Genomic DNA, 13,524 nt, shown 5'->3' with positions numbered 1-13,524 from the left:
GCACGGACTGTAAGCGCGCCCATTCGCCCCGCACATCCGGGAACACCCGGAGGTTCCCCAGTAGATTCCGTGCCACTGTTCCTCCCCTGCGGCCTATTGCAGGGGTTCGGTGGGCGCTGCTGGATAGCGTTGATCTGCGCTGGTAGCGTCGATTTCGTGACGGTCAGAGCCAAACGGTACGTCGGATGCGGCGGTGACGTGCGGCAGGCGATGGCGTTCTACGGGATGGTGCTCGGCGGGCGCACGGCACGCGGACTGGTCCCGAACCTTTGACGGACGACCTCGACGACAGACTGGATCGGATCGGACAGCATCATTTCCGCGCGAAGTTCCGGCTGCGTGGGCGCGACCGCGCGGTGGTCGACCTGCGCGGGATCGCGACCGTCCGCAAGCACGCCGAGGACCTGATCGCCCGCAGGCTGGCCCCGGCCGAACCGCGCAACGACGGCAAGCAGACGCCCTACCGCGGACATCCCGTCTTCGTCGCCCAGCACGCCACCGCCACCTGCTGCCGCACCTGTCTCGCCCGCTGGCACGACATTCCCGCCGGGCACGAACTCGACGACGCCGAACACGCCTACGTCGTCGACGTGATCTGCCGATGGATCGTGCGACAGTACGCCCCGAACCAGCCACCGCCCTGACGTACACAGGGTGAGCTGAGTGCTGCGACCCGGGTCGGCACCGGGACGCCGGTAAACGGTGATCCGGTCCGGGGCACAATGCGGGCATGATCACCGATGATGCCGTCTACCTCGACGGACAGCTGTGCCCCGAGCTCCGGTCGACCGGTACCGACGGCAACCGGAAGCCACCGGGGACTTTCACCTGGCTCGGGGTGCGGGATCTCGACGACGACGACCTCGCACAGCTGGAACAGGCGGTGGGCCTGGATCCGGCGTTGCTGTCCAAAGCGCATCGTTCGCTGCAACGTCCAGGCTTGGCGGTCCAAGACGAGACAGTGATCATCGCGTTGGCCACGGGCCAGTTCGATTCCAGCGACACCTCCATCGACGTGGTGGACGTATTGCTCGCCATCGGAAGGGATTTCATCGTGACAGTCGGCACCGAGATCACTCCCCCGCGCACCCGGACCGATGGTCCGCTCGCCGCATTTCGCCTCGTCCTCGACTTCATCATCGACAGTTACCTGGCCCTGCTCGACCAGCTCGACCGGGCGATCAAACAGGTTGAGGGTGAAGTCTTTTCCACCGATCGAGCGAACCCGGTCGAGCAGATCTACCGGCTACGACGCCTGCTGATGGAGTTCGAACAAACCACGGCCGCACTCGTCGACGAACCGCTCGAACGTCTGGTCCGCCGTCGCCTGCCCGCCTGGATCACCGACGATCCCTACAGCGCCGACGTCGGCGAACAAGCCCTGCACGAAATCGACCGCCATTTCCGGCACATCGATAGCCGCGTCCGCGCGCGCCGTGAATTACTCGACGGGGTGCTCGACGCCAATCTCACCCAGGTCGGTATCCGCCAGAACGAAGACATGCGCAAGATCTCCGCCTGGGTCGCCACCGCGGCCGCCCCCACCCTCGTCGCGGGCATCTACGGCATGAATTTCGAAGGGATGCCCGAACTTTCGTGGACCTACGGCTACCCTGCCGCGCTCACGCTGATGATCACCCTCGCGGCCTTGGTGCACATCGTCTTCCGTCGTAAAGGGTGGCTATGACGTTGAGCCACAGCGGTGCCGGGTCGCGCGACCGGGTGCGGTGGCAGGGATCCGGTCGATCCCTGCCACCGCCCAGTCGATCCGTCGGGTGATCAGCCGGGCGTGAACGTCGCGCGTCCCGTGAGGTGTTCCAGATCCACATTCTGCGGATACACCTGGGAGTACGTGTCGATCCACGCCTCCACCTTTCCGGCACCCGGCGCCATACCGATGCCGGTGATCACGTTGTCCGGCATGCCGACGACGGAGGTGCCTTCGACACGTTGGGACTGTCCGCTGGTCAGGCCGGTGTCGACGTTGCGCCAGTGCACGGTGAGGTGATAGCCCCCGCAGAACTCCCCGGTCTGCGTGATCTTCACCCGAACACCGAACGTACCGGACTGCGGCTGCGGCACCGTCTCGGCATTGATGATCGCGGCACAATTGGGCCCCGGTACCCGCGTGAGGGTCGAGGTGAACTGCGCCACCGGATCGTCAGGGTTGGCACCGGCGCTCCCGGCGAACCCGCTCATTCCGGCCACCATCGCTGCTGCGACGACGCCCGTACGGAACATGAACCGTTGTAAGGAAACATATTTCAGGCTCATGCCCCGTCTGTCGTCCTACGTCTGAGTGACGTTAGCTCGCCCCGAGCCCTCAAACTCAGGGGCTGGACAACTCCGTCAGCGGGTGGCGGTGTGCAGGCACCAACTCGAAGCGACAACGGCGTAGCACTCGGGTACCGGGTGCGATCCACACTTGCGGGTGACGCTCTGGTGGATGCCCGATTCCTAACGTCGTAGCCGATCCACGACATCCAGGAGCCCGACCCATGCGCAGTATCGTCCGAATCTCCGTCGTCGCCGCGCTCGTCGCCGGTGTGGTCGGCTGCGGTGCCAGCAGCAGCGCCGCACCCGCATCGGAGCAGCCGAGGGTCGCCGTGATCGGCATGGGCGGCACGATCGCAGGTGTCGGCGACAGCAGGGTCGCCGTCGAGAAGTACCGTCCCGGTGGACGATCGGTCAGCGATATGGTCGGTGAGCTCCAGCCCGAAGTCGGCCGGATCGCGCAGGTGGACCCGGAAGACTTCGGCGGCACGGGCAAAGCGTCCGGCGACTACACCCTCGCCGACTATTACGGCCTGTCCACGCTGATCGATCAACGGCTGCAAACACATTCGGCGGTCGTCGTGACCAGCGGCACCGCGTCGATGAGCGAACTCGCGTACTTCCTCGATCTCACCGTGCGCAGCAGCAAACCCGTCATCGTCACCGGCGCCATGCGGCCTTGGACCGCCCTCGGCAGTGACGGCCCGCCCAACCTGTACAACGCCATTCGCCTCGCCGCCGGCAACCGTACCGCCTGCTTCGGCACCGTCGTCACCTTGAACGATCAGATCTTCCCCGCCCGCGACGTAGTGAAGTCGGATACCTTGCGGCTCAACACCTTCACCACCCGGGAGTATGGCGATCTCGGCACCATCGATGAGGCAGGCATCCGATTGCAGCGGTCCCCCGCGCGCGCCCGATCCTGCGCGGATCCGACCAAATGGGCAACCCCGTTCGATCTTTCGACCATCGAGCAGAGCAAGCTCCCGCGGGTCGAAATCGTGCAGGGCTACGTCGACGCCGGCGGTGAAGCCATCGACGCCGCCGTCGCGGCCGGTGTACGCGGGATCGTGTTCGCGGGCACCCCGGCCCCGCGGCAAGCCGAGGCCGGAAAAGTCGCAGCGGACAAGGGGATAACGCTGGTCGCCGCCAACAGTTATGGCGCCGGCGCGGTCTACGCCGATCTCCCGGGCGTGATCAGTGCAGGCGACCTCACCCCGCAGAAGGCGCGAATCCTGTTGCAACTGGCGTCGGCGGTGAGCCCGGACCGGAACCAGATCAGCGATTGGTTCCGCGATCTCGGCAACCAGCAGTACTGATCGATGCCGCCGAAATCGCCCGTGCCGACGCACGATCGGCACCTGAGACCGCTGACCACCGGGTTCATCGAAACCTGCGGAGCGCGAAAATCGGTGATTACCCCGATGCGGGCATTGCCCGGACGGCATAGTCTGCTGTGCGGGGCCGGAAAACATCAACGGGCCAACACTTTCCATACGGGTCGGGGGCGACGTGATAGGTAATCGTCGGTGGTCGACGACCGCTGCTGCGCTGTATGTCGTATGGGGCGTGCTGCACATGGGGCTCGGCTTGTCCATGGTGATCGGCGACCTCGCCGACGGCGTGCCCGGCACCGAATCGGCGGCCGAGAGCATGCTGTACTTCATTTGCGTGAGCACGCTCGGCGCGCAGGCCATCTTCGTCGCGGTGACTATGAACCGGGTCAACAGTCGTCTGGGTTTCTGGCTCAACGCCGTCGTACTCGGTGTGGTCGATCTGGCCTTCCTCCTGCTGCTCGCGGCACCCGGATACGTCGACCTGATCGGCGCGATCGTGGGGCCGGTCGTGTGGGTGCTGGCCACCGTGTGTGCGGCGGTCGCATTGCGGAGTCCGTCCAACTGACAACGTTCCGCGCGGCATTCGGATTGCACTGCCGCAACTGGGGGCTTGTCGAAAGCCCCTGCTACCCAGCAAGCTCGACATCGTCGCGCCGACCGGACCGTTCGGCATTCTCGACGCCGACAGGAGGGCGGGATTGGTAAAGCGCATCGTCCGGATGACTTTCGGCGACGACTTCGATCCCGAGCGACTCCAGGAACTCATCGTCGAGAGGGGCGGGCAGCTCGATACCACATGGACCGCCTGGCTCCAGCGCGACAATTCCTGGGTCGCCGTCGACATCCATCCGTTCGTCCGGCGGCTCCCGGCGAACGCACCCCGGCAAGAAGCGGCCACCTTCAACGAACTGCACGCACTACTCGGCTCGCCACCCCACCACGAGGCGACCTTGCACAGCCCGGCCACCCCGGCGGCGGAATGGCTGACCGCCGAAATCGTGCTGGAAGCAGCGCGACATTGGCCGCTGCTGCTGTACGGATACGACGAAAAGCACATCACCATGGAGCAATTCGAGCGCCGAGTCGCCCGGCGCAGCCACGGTCTGTTCTGGTCCAACCCGAGCCGTTGAGCTGTCGAGGGTCAGGCACCAGGACAACATCGCAACCTCCGCAATCGGACTGCGCGTACCGGGTAGGCAGCCAAGCGCGGGGCCACGCCAGCCACTGCGGGCGTTCTAAATCAGTAATCGCAGCGCGGCCGTGAGAGCGACGCCGCAGAGGATCGCGGCGAGCACTGGCATGCGTAGCGCGTAGGTCACTGCGATCGCTGCCAGCCCCGCGCACAGGGTCCCATCGATTCCGGACCAGTCGGGACCGGTCACGTCGGTGAGCACGAGGCCGGCCAGCAATGCGGGCGCGAGCAGCGCGATGACCCCGGCCATCCGGGGCCGCATCGCACGGTCGCCGAGTAGGACCGGGCCGGCTGCCTTGAAGCCGATGCTGATCAACGCGACGAGGAAGATCGCAGCCCAAAGGGTCATCGCCGCACCGCCAGACCGAGCAGCGCGGCAGTCGAGGCGCCGATCAGCGCGAGGCCGACCGGAACGAGCAACACCAGGGCACCGGCCAGGCCCGCGGCGAGCGCCGCGGTCCAGACCGCCGGACGTGAGCGGCGCAGCTCATCGATGAGTAAGACCAGGAAGAAGCCGGGAAAGACGACATCGAGCCCGAACCGCGTGACCAACTCCGGTGAAGGTGCGGTGAGAACGCCGAGCACCGTGCCCAGCACCCATGCCGGCAGCTGAACGAGGGTGCAGCCGATGAGCTTTTCCCGGTCGAAGCGTCCCTGTCCAAGGTGCGCGGCGACCCACGACCCGTCGACGACGGCCTGGCCCTCCCATGCACGGCGCAGGCGCCCGCCGCGCAGGTCTGCGGCAACAGCGGCGCCCATCGGCAGGAATCGAGCGTTGATCAGGGCCGCGGCGCCGACCGCGACAGCTGGATGACCGCCGCCGGCCAGCGCGGCGGCCAGCGCGAACTGGGCCGAGCCGGAGAACACGATGATCGACGCCACGATCGGGGCCGCGGTCCCCCAGTGCAGAGTTTGGCTGTAGGCGCCGAAGGTGACGCCGAGGACGAAGGTCGCAGCACCCAGCCCGAGCCCGACGCGGGCGCCGGCCAGGTAGCTTCGCCGGAGCGTTGTCATACTGCGCACCCTAACAAGCTAAACTGGTTTTGACCATTAGGAGGACAGGTGGGTGACCACTGGGACGGCTACGACAGCATCGGTGGCAGTGTGCCGTTGGACCTGGTCAACACCGTTTCCTGGCGGCGCGATCCGGTCAGGCGAAACGATCGGCTGTCAACCCCTGAGCGACTCTCGGAATGGGTCGTCCTGGTCGGCGCGACAACCGAACCATTGACGGTTTCCGAGGCCGTCCTGCAGGCGGTGCACATCTTCCGCGAGGCCCTCTACCAGGTGCTCGTGTCAGATCCGCCGGACGTCGCCGCACTACGAGCGCCGCTGCTCGCGGCATATCGGTACGCCGAGCTGGCGCCTGCCCTGCCGCTGCAGTGGACCGTGCCGTTGCGCGACGACGCCGCGCTTCCGCATTTTCTCGCACTACAGACCGAGGAATTGCTGCGATCCGCGGACCTGGAGCGAATCCGCGAATGCGAGGGGCCAGGCTGCGGCTGGGTCTTCATCGACCAGACCCGCAACCGATCACGGCGTTGGTGCAGCTCGTCGGACTGCGGAAACCGGGCGCGGGCCAGGCGGCACTACAACAAGATCCACGACTGACCCCTCCGTTCACGAACCCGGGCGGTCGACCATGCGAAGGCATCCGCCGACTACAGGTGTAGTCTCACTACGTCTGTAGTCGGAGCCTGGGGGAATGGTTCAATGCTGGTCGATTTCGTTCCCGACGAGAACCTATACCCTTTCGAGTCGCGCTGGTTCGACGCGCCGGCGGGGCGAGTGCACTACATCGACGAGGGGACCGGGCCGGTGCTCCTGTTCTGCCACGGCGCCCCAGCGTGGAGCTTCCTCTACCGGCATCTCGTGCAGGAACTGCGCGACCGGTACCGGTGCGTCGCGGTGGACAACCTGGGCTTCGGATTGTCCGAACGCCCTGCAGGTTTCGGCTACACCATTGCCGAGCACACCGCCGTTCTCGGTGCGTTGATCGACCACCTGAGGCTGGACGACTTCGTGGTGATGGGCCACGACTGGGGCGGCCCCATCGGCCTGGGTGCGGCGGTTTCGCGCGCTGACCGTGTGCGAGGAATCGTGTTGGGCAACACCATGTTCTGGCCCATCGATGCACTCGCTAACCGGGCCTTCAGCGTGGTCCTGAACAGTGCCCCGATGCGGCGCCGGATCCTGGAGCGGAACTTCCTCATCGAGCGTGTGCTGCTCGCGGAGCTCGGCCGCACGCTCACCGCGGCCGAGGCCGACCACTACCGCGCGGTACAACCCAGCCCGCCCGCTCGGCGCGGACTTGCCTTGACGCCCAATGAGATTCGCGCCGCGCGGCCCTTGCTCGAACACCTCGCCCGCGAAGTACCCGCCAGCCTCGGCGACAAGCCGGTCTTAGCAGTGTGGGGTATGCGGGACATGGCGTTTCGTCCCGGAGCCTGCCTACCGCGCGTGCGTGCCGCGTTCACCGACCTAGAGGTCGTCGAATTACCCGGTGCGCGGCATTTCATCCAGGAGCACGCACCGCAGGAGATCGCGGCGGCGATCGCGAAACGCTTTCCCTGATCATGATGGAGGTGGATGCCGGCCAGGCGGTTTCGAGCAGGGTCGCGCCGCTACCGGCCCGAAGGCGGGCCGACGGGGCGTCCACCGACGCCGAGAAATCCGCGGCGACGGTACGGAATCGTTCACTGATCGGCTCTCGAACCATCCTGACCGTGCCTCGTCCACTCCACCCGGTCAATCTCTGCCATCGGCCGGATCCAATATGCCGCCGCAGCGGATGCTGTCGACAAGGGGCGTGACATCGGGGTCGGCGAGCCGGGGTGCACTATCCAGGACGGTCAGCAGAGGAGGGGGTCCGGGGGCGGGGTGTGGGGTTGCACCCCACAAGACCCGCGGAACCGAAAAGGCGAGCGCTCTCCGCAAGCACTCGCCTCCTATTCGGTGGGCACAATGTGTCAGCATACGAACCGAACCGTGCTGGTAGACGGCCCCGAAATAGCAGTTCGCCCGGTCGACACCCAGTACGAACAACCCAGCCGCCACCACACCCATACCCCGCCCCCACTGTCTCACCCGAACCCCACGCCCTACAACGACGACTCAGCGAGACCGACCGCGCACAGATCGTAGCGACCTACCAATCCGGTTCCGACCGGAATCGATCTACCCCTTCTTTTTTGCGGGGTACCCCGTGGGCGTAGAGCAGCCGAATCCGAAGATGTTTCCACTGCCGTCACCGGCATCTACTTTCGGACAGCCCGTCATCGACAAATCGTATTCTGTTTTGGTGTCATCCTTGTAGATGACTTCACCCGATTTAGCGATGATCCCGATGTGCGGCTTCTCCACAATGCCGGACTCGGGAGTATTACCGTCCCGCGGCTTGCACCCCGTCGCCACCACCCCATACACAGGTATATTTGTTTTAGAGTTGTATGTCTCCTTCTTTCCATAAAAGTCGATCGTGCCCTCAGTCCTACCGTCCACCGTCCCACTTTCGACTGCCGTCATGAACTCGCAGTCGTAGGTCGGGTCGCCCGGCAAAGCCTGCACTTCCACCGGCAGGGCCACCATTGACACGACAGCGGAAATAGCTACAACACCCCAAACCGTCTTCGAAGTTGCCACTTCTCTCCTCATTTCGCAGAGGTGGGCGAACACTCGTTCACCGTACTAGCTCGTCTTCGGAGCGGAGCGGACCCGGGATGGGTCGCAGGAGGGTCTATTCTCCGGACCCTCGATACGCCAGGCATTGCCGCACGTGATGAGATGACCGCAGCGGGGGTCGTGGTCGTCTTCGAAGTCGGTGCGGTGCGGGATCAGCGGCCCGGCCGAGGCGTAGGCGAGTGGCTCCAGACCCGCGAGCATGACCGCACCCACCGACAACTCCCGAATCGGCGTCGCCGAGTTCCTAGACCTTGATCAGCTCGATCTTTTCGCCGTCGCCCAGTGCGTCGATGACCTTGTTCTGCGCTTCGGCTGCGGCGTTGGCCGACGCCACGTCATCGGGTTCCCCCACAGCCGTTTCGGCCGCTGCCACGGCCTTCTTCTGCAACTCGGCGATCGCCTCGAAGCGGTCGCGTCCCGCCTGTGAGCCTCTCCAATTGGTGACAGTGGCTGCGAGCGCATCCAGTGCCATTTGGGCTGCTTCCGCAGCAGCCTTAGCGCCCGTTGCGGTGTCGGTGGCGTTCCGGGCAGCAGCGCGTGCGGCGTCGATCTCGGCTTGCATCCTCTTGCTGCTTTCTATGTCGCCTTCGGACGTAGGGTTGCCGCCTCCCAGGTACTGCTCGGCGATCGAGGCGGCAGCGTCGGTTCGGTCCTGCGCTTGTTCGATCAACGCTTTGGTTGTCTCCTCGGTCGGTGCCGCCACCGGGTGCACGATCGAGGGAGCGAACTCCGACTCAGCTGGTGTAGCGCCCGCCGCACCGAAGGTGATCGCGGCGAACCCCAGCATCGCGACGGCCGCGACGGCCGCGCGGCAACGGCTGATCGGCATGGGATCTCCTTCGACGTAGCTCGGTCCGGTGAGTCTTCGGAACCGTAACCCTCCCGGACAGGAACAAAACGGAGGCCGAACACGCCGGGATGTCGAACAACCCGCGCACCACACGACAGATAGCACACTGCTCGATCACGTCGGACCAGCAGCTTCCTGGCCACTCATCCGGGTCGGGCGGCAGCGCTCGGGGCACCCCCAATGCACTCGTCCGGTTGCGTGAGAAGCGGTGCCGCAGCGCGGTTACGCGGCAGCAGGCTGCCACGATGGCAGTGGCACCGTTCTTTCCCAACGTTCGCTGAGTCCGTGCCGTGCTCGTACATCGGGCAAATCCGGATCATCACGGAGACAAACCAATTCATCCTCAGGACTGAACGGTCCCGCAGGTACCGAGCCGTGACGGCCGTGAGCGTGGACGTTGCTCGCGGAGGGAGGTGGGCACGCCGTCCAGGCAAGGGCGAAAGCGCGCTCGCCACCATGCCCTAGAATTCAGCAATCGCCTTCAGACCAGACAACCACCGCTCCGCGACTTTGCAACGTCGAGACCGACTACTCGACGCGGCCATCGCGCTCATCGGCGAACGCGGTATCGGCGCGATCACCCACCGTGGCGTCGCCGCTAGAGCAGGCTTGCCTCCCGCAACGACCAGCTACTTCTTCGCCTCGATCGATGAGTTACTGGTCGCCGCGATGCGCCGGGTTACCGACGCCGCGGTCACCGGCCTGCGGGAGATCACCGAACGGGTCACCACTGAAGGCGACGATCCGCGCGCAGCGCTCGAATACGCGATCACCGCGTTCGCGATGCCACCGGCGGCCACGGTCGCCCAGTTCGAGACTTACCTAGAAGCCAGCCGTCGCCCCGAGCTGCGAACAGAGGTCGAACGAGTCCTCAACGCGTTCGAAGACCTCGTCGTCACGGGCTTCAATTCTGTCGGCGTCGCTGTCACCCCGATCCAGGCCCGCGCATTCGTCGCCGTCATCGACGGTTTCACGCTGCACCGCGTCGCCGCGCGAGACGATCCGGACCACGAAACAGCCCTTCGCCTGGCCGTCATGGCACTGTTCGACACCTTCACACGGCAGTGAACCCGCTCGACGAACCGTGACGATCGGATAGAGGCACCGCGGTGGCCGAGCCAGGATGTTGCTGGGCAGTCGCGGACGGTGCAGGAACGGTACGGAACCAGTCCGCTCCGAGCGACGTTGCCGGGCTCGACTCGAGCCCGGCAACGTCCCCGGTATGCCTGGACGATCACGCCGAGTGTTGCGCGGCAGGCGCCGAGTACGCGCCCACCGAAATCACTGCCGCAACTATTGCCTCAGTCGAGGATCGGCGTCTCGTGCAATGTCAGCCAGAGGAATCGGGGCGAGGTCGTCTGGGTCCGCAGCAGCGCGGTCGTCCAGCGATCGTGGAGCTTCCCGTCGAAGTGATGGCGTTCCTTGCAGCGGATCACCGTGACATCGTCCACGGTGAGCACCACCTGGAAGTCGGTGATCTCGATCTGGAGGCCGGGCTTGGAATTGTGGGCCTGCTCGAGCTGGGCCGCGAGCCCGGACTTGTCGACCAGGACACCGTTGATGTCCACCATCGAGAACGTCTCGGCCTGGGTCGCGGCGACACGCCCCAGGATCGCCGGGTCCGCATCGGTCCCGAACCAGGTCGCGAGCAACTGGTTCGCGGCGACGACCTCGGCTTCCAGATCCGCGGCAGTGGTCTCAGGAATGGCCATAACTTTCGCTCCAATCGGGAAGGTTGCTCTGCAATTGCTCTCCCACCCTAAACAGAAGGCTGGGCAAATGTCCAATCTTTGCGTCGGCTTCACCGAGCGGTCATCCCGCACGGCTAGCTTGGCCCGATGCATCCCAACATCTCGAGACTTGTGGTGGGTCGCCGCTCGGCCCTGGTGGCCAGCCTCGTCGCAAGCTCTTCGGTGGTCGTCGCCGCCCGCGCCCAGGCCGAAAAGGGGCCTGCGTCCTCCGGTTCGAGCGCTCCGGCGATGACTCAGCGTCCGGCAGCGACGGGCCGTGCCTTGGTGAGCGCTGGCCCAGGGGCGAAATGGGACCCCGACGGCAATGCGCAACGGTTCCGGGGCAATACCTTCGTCTTTCCGGTCCCGCAGGACTCGGCGTTCTACGACGCACAGAAGAAGGCGCAGCGGCTGGTGGCGGAGTCGAGATTCGTGAGGCATTTCGCGCTGACGCCGATCGACAGCTTCCACATGACCCTGTTCGACGGCCTCGCGGAAGCCATGCGTGGCACCGAAAAGTGGCCGAGCTACCTGCCTGCGGATGCCACGATGCCCGCGGCCACGATGCAGATGTTCGCGCGCCTGGACGCGGCCCGGCTCGACGTTCCGAGCCGGGTGGTCATGACGGTGGCGGGGATGAAAAGCATGATCACCACCGCCGCCGCACCGGGAGTCAAGCTACAGCCGAACGACGCCGCCACCGGCAGCGCGTTGTCCAGACTCCGCCACCAGCTCGCCGACACCGTGGGACTACCGTATTCGGACCAGTACGCGTTCCATTCGACCCTCGGCTACCGGCTCGTGGCCGCCGAGGACTCCGAGCACGACGAGCTGAATCGCCTGCAGCGGCAGATGCAGGACCTGTTCACCGGGGATGCCAGGACGGTGGCACTGGAGCCCGCGGCATTCAACTGCTTCGACGACATGCTCGCTTTCCCGCAGATCAAGATTCTCTGACGACGAGTCGACTCAGGCCGAGCCGTCCGCGATGACGTCGACCACCGTTGCGCCGAGGACGCGCCCGTTGGCTTGGACCTCGATGCGGTGCGGGCCGGGATGGATCGTCCGGATCGAGACGTGCCCGAATCGGTGCTGGCGGACGAAATGCACCGGTTCACCCGCGGGGAGGTCGCGGACGGTCAGCTTGAACACCTTGCCCGCCTTGGGGCCGCGGACTCCCTGGTAGTGGACCAGGTAATCGATCGCCGTTCGCGTCGAGTCGGCGGCGTGCAAGGTGAAGCTGATGGTGGTCGTGTCTCCGATGGAGATGACCGCCGGTGAGCAGGCGAGGTCGGTGATCTCGATCGGCGAGTCGTGGTCGAACCCGAGAATTGTCAGAGCCCCCGGGTGTCCGCGTTTGACGAGTGTTCGAAGGCCATGGCGCACAACGAAATCGCCATGGGTGGCGGTGCGAGACCATCGGGTAGCGGCCGCGAGGGCAGCGTCGGGGTGATCTTTGCTGATGTCGTTGAGATGGTTGGCCACCGAGCGGCGCACGTAGAGGGATTCGTCGTCGGCGAGGATGTCCAGCAGCGCCAAGGTGGGGGTGGGATCGGCGATGAATCGGGGCAGTTGCTGAGCCCACGGCAGCCGCGGCCGCGTGCCCTCCGAGACGAGCCGCCGCACGTGTTCGTCCGGGTCGGTGGTCCACGACCGCAGGTGTTCCATCGCCACCTCGTAGTGGGCGTCGATGAACGGGCGGATCGCGAACTCGGCGGTGTAGCGGGAGGTGAGCGCGGCCAGCAGCGGCAGCGCGATGTCGGGCCGATCCAGCATCGCCGAGGCGACGTAGGCGTTGACGGGGATCGAAGCCCAGCCTTGTATGCCTCCGTCGTCGACAGCAGCGCGGATCAGCTGATCGGCGTCTTCGGGGCGCGGCGGCATCGTCGCCGAGAGGGCGCCGGCGATCCTGTCGATACGGTGCTTCATCTCGAGTTCGCCGATACCGGCGACCGCGAGCCGCTCGAAGGCCGTCTGGTCGAACGAGGGCGCGGCGGCTGCGAGTTCGAGCCCGAGGCGCGCGATGGGTTCCGGGGACAGTTCGTCCTTGAAGTCGGCCATCTCAACGCCCGTCCCTGCGACGGACGAAGCGCCCTGCTGCTCGCTGCTCGGTCGGCGGCGGCGGCGGGAGAGGTTCGATGCGTTCGCACTGATTGTTCGCCGACGGCATGAATCTCGACCTACGCACCATGAGGCCAAGTTTGCCGCAGAATCACTCCAGCGCCTACTCAGGTACACGGCGACCATGGCAGCGCGGCGCTGTGCGAACGTCCGATAATCGCTGGTAGGAGGTGCGGGGCCTGGTCACCGCTCGTGGCACGGTAGTCGATCACAAAGGCTGGACTTATGCTCAGCCTCGCGATTAGGGTGCTGCTATCAACGAGCAATCACCGGATGGCGGGCGCATGGTTCCGGCTCGCGGTATCGCGATCGAGGCGTTGGTCATCTCCGGTGCCGATC

General features: G+C 65.6%; 16 protein-coding genes. 9 read left to right on the top strand and 7 right to left on the bottom strand.

Annotated elements, in window-relative coordinates; genetic code table 11:
- Positions 1-269: 269 nt before the first annotated feature.
- Positions 270-644 (top strand): DUF4186 domain-containing protein, encoded by a 375-nt coding sequence (locus tag NVU01S_RS14270; RefSeq protein WP_043672547.1) that lies wholly within the window; start codon positions 270-272, stop codon positions 642-644.
- Positions 645-730: 86 nt separating this feature from the next.
- Positions 731-1,687 (top strand): CorA family divalent cation transporter, encoded by a 957-nt coding sequence (locus tag NVU01S_RS14265; RefSeq protein ID WP_052280733.1) that lies wholly within the window; start codon positions 731-733, stop codon positions 1,685-1,687.
- 92 nt (positions 1,688-1,779) lie between these two features.
- Here NVU01S_RS14265 and NVU01S_RS14260 read toward each other — a convergent pair whose 3' ends face one another.
- Positions 1,780-2,274, bottom strand: a complete 495-nt coding sequence (locus tag NVU01S_RS14260; protein WP_244467301.1) for a hypothetical protein — start codon at positions 2,272-2,274, stop codon at positions 1,780-1,782.
- Positions 2,275-2,498: 224 nt separating this feature from the next.
- On the opposite strand from NVU01S_RS14260, the gene NVU01S_RS14255 reads away from it, so the two are divergent.
- The 3 genes from NVU01S_RS14255 (at position 2,499) to NVU01S_RS14245 (ending at position 4,741) form a co-directional block, all read left to right on the top strand.
- Positions 2,499-3,593 carry an asparaginase gene (locus tag NVU01S_RS14255; protein ID WP_043672544.1) on the top strand — a complete coding sequence of 365 codons (1,095 nt, stop codon included), beginning with the start codon at positions 2,499-2,501 and terminating at the stop codon, positions 3,591-3,593.
- Between the two features lie 193 nt (positions 3,594-3,786).
- Positions 3,787-4,176 carry a hypothetical protein gene (locus NVU01S_RS14250; protein WP_244467300.1) on the top strand — a complete coding sequence of 130 codons (390 nt, stop codon included), beginning with the start codon at positions 3,787-3,789 and terminating at the stop codon, positions 4,174-4,176.
- Positions 4,177-4,309: 133 nt separating this feature from the next.
- Positions 4,310-4,741, top strand: a complete 432-nt coding sequence (locus tag NVU01S_RS14245) for a hypothetical protein (RefSeq protein WP_156161631.1) — start codon at positions 4,310-4,312, stop codon at positions 4,739-4,741.
- A gap of 105 nt (positions 4,742-4,846) precedes the next feature.
- Here the strand turns inward: NVU01S_RS14245 and NVU01S_RS14240 are convergent, their stop codons facing one another.
- Together NVU01S_RS14240 and NVU01S_RS14235 are read right to left on the bottom strand one after the other, a co-directional pair.
- A complete protein-coding gene (locus NVU01S_RS14240; RefSeq protein WP_043672540.1) occupies positions 4,847-5,152 on the bottom strand; it encodes an AzlD domain-containing protein in 306 nt (101 codons plus the stop codon).
- Positions 5,149-5,817 carry an AzlC family ABC transporter permease gene (locus NVU01S_RS14235; protein WP_043672538.1) on the bottom strand — a complete coding sequence of 223 codons (669 nt, stop codon included), beginning with the start codon at positions 5,815-5,817 and terminating at the stop codon, positions 5,149-5,151. The genes NVU01S_RS14240 and NVU01S_RS14235 overlap by 4 nt, the downstream gene beginning before the upstream one ends.
- Before the next feature lie 48 nt (positions 5,818-5,865).
- On the opposite strand from NVU01S_RS14235, the gene NVU01S_RS14230 reads away from it, so the two are divergent.
- Both NVU01S_RS14230 and NVU01S_RS14225 read left to right on the top strand, forming a co-directional pair.
- Positions 5,866-6,414, top strand: a complete 549-nt coding sequence (locus NVU01S_RS14230; RefSeq protein WP_043672537.1) for a CGNR zinc finger domain-containing protein — start codon at positions 5,866-5,868, stop codon at positions 6,412-6,414.
- A 102-nt stretch (positions 6,415-6,516) separates the two neighbouring features.
- Complete coding sequence (locus NVU01S_RS14225) at positions 6,517-7,377, top strand: haloalkane dehalogenase (protein ID WP_043672535.1); 861 nt, start codon at positions 6,517-6,519, stop codon at positions 7,375-7,377.
- A 603-nt stretch (positions 7,378-7,980) separates the two neighbouring features.
- On the opposite strand, the gene NVU01S_RS14220 is transcribed toward NVU01S_RS14225, so the two are convergent.
- Complete coding sequence (locus NVU01S_RS14220) at positions 7,981-8,478, bottom strand: hypothetical protein (protein ID WP_169815264.1); 498 nt, start codon at positions 8,476-8,478, stop codon at positions 7,981-7,983.
- 250 nt (positions 8,479-8,728) lie between these two features.
- Positions 8,729-9,313: a hypothetical protein gene (locus NVU01S_RS14210; RefSeq protein WP_043672529.1), complete on the bottom strand. Its 585-nt coding sequence runs from the start codon at positions 9,311-9,313 to the stop codon at positions 8,729-8,731.
- Between the two features lie 531 nt (positions 9,314-9,844).
- Here NVU01S_RS14210 and NVU01S_RS14205 point away from each other — a divergent pair.
- A complete protein-coding gene (locus tag NVU01S_RS14205; RefSeq protein WP_052280732.1) occupies positions 9,845-10,402 on the top strand; it encodes a TetR/AcrR family transcriptional regulator in 558 nt (185 codons plus the stop codon).
- A 233-nt stretch (positions 10,403-10,635) separates the two neighbouring features.
- Here NVU01S_RS14205 and NVU01S_RS14200 read toward each other — a convergent pair whose 3' ends face one another.
- Positions 10,636-11,046: a hypothetical protein gene (locus NVU01S_RS14200; protein WP_052280731.1), complete on the bottom strand. Its 411-nt coding sequence runs from the start codon at positions 11,044-11,046 to the stop codon at positions 10,636-10,638.
- Positions 11,047-11,172: 126 nt separating this feature from the next.
- Between NVU01S_RS14200 and NVU01S_RS14195 the strand changes: the two genes are divergently transcribed.
- On the top strand, positions 11,173-12,021 hold the full coding sequence (locus tag NVU01S_RS14195) for a DUF1868 domain-containing protein (protein WP_082032102.1): 849 nt from the start codon (positions 11,173-11,175) through the stop codon (positions 12,019-12,021).
- 12 nt (positions 12,022-12,033) lie between these two features.
- Here NVU01S_RS14195 and NVU01S_RS14190 read toward each other — a convergent pair whose 3' ends face one another.
- Positions 12,034-13,125: a DNA alkylation repair protein gene (locus NVU01S_RS14190; protein ID WP_043672527.1), complete on the bottom strand. Its 1,092-nt coding sequence runs from the start codon at positions 13,123-13,125 to the stop codon at positions 12,034-12,036.
- Between the last annotated feature and the right edge of the window lie 399 nt (positions 13,126-13,524).

The organism is Nocardia vulneris (assembly GCF_001613425.1).
Taxonomy (GTDB): Bacteria; Actinomycetota; Actinomycetes; order Mycobacteriales; family Mycobacteriaceae; genus Nocardia; species Nocardia vulneris.
Note: the sequence above shows the minus strand (reverse complement) of the source record. Positions and strands in the feature narration are given on the sequence as shown.

Coding starts and splice junctions, on each gene's coding strand:
- NVU01S_RS14265 (WP_052280733.1), top strand. CDS start 731: ATGATCACCGATGATGCCGTCTACCTCGACGGACAGCTGTGCCCCGAG.
- NVU01S_RS14260 (WP_244467301.1), bottom strand. CDS start 2,274: ATGAGCCTGAAATATGTTTCCTTACAACGGTTCATGTTCCGTACGGGC.
- NVU01S_RS14255 (WP_043672544.1), top strand. CDS start 2,499: ATGCGCAGTATCGTCCGAATCTCCGTCGTCGCCGCGCTCGTCGCCGGT.
- NVU01S_RS14240 (WP_043672540.1), bottom strand. CDS start 5,152: ATGACCCTTTGGGCTGCGATCTTCCTCGTCGCGTTGATCAGCATCGGC.
- NVU01S_RS14235 (WP_043672538.1), bottom strand. CDS start 5,817: ATGACAACGCTCCGGCGAAGCTACCTGGCCGGCGCCCGCGTCGGGCTC.
- NVU01S_RS14225 (WP_043672535.1), top strand. CDS start 6,517: ATGCTGGTCGATTTCGTTCCCGACGAGAACCTATACCCTTTCGAGTCG.
- NVU01S_RS14210 (WP_043672529.1), bottom strand. CDS start 9,313: ATGCCGATCAGCCGTTGCCGCGCGGCCGTCGCGGCCGTCGCGATGCTG.
- NVU01S_RS14200 (WP_052280731.1), bottom strand. CDS start 11,046: ATGGCCATTCCTGAGACCACTGCCGCGGATCTGGAAGCCGAGGTCGTC.
- NVU01S_RS14195 (WP_082032102.1), top strand. CDS start 11,173: ATGCATCCCAACATCTCGAGACTTGTGGTGGGTCGCCGCTCGGCCCTG.
- NVU01S_RS14190 (WP_043672527.1), bottom strand. CDS start 13,125: ATGGCCGACTTCAAGGACGAACTGTCCCCGGAACCCATCGCGCGCCTC.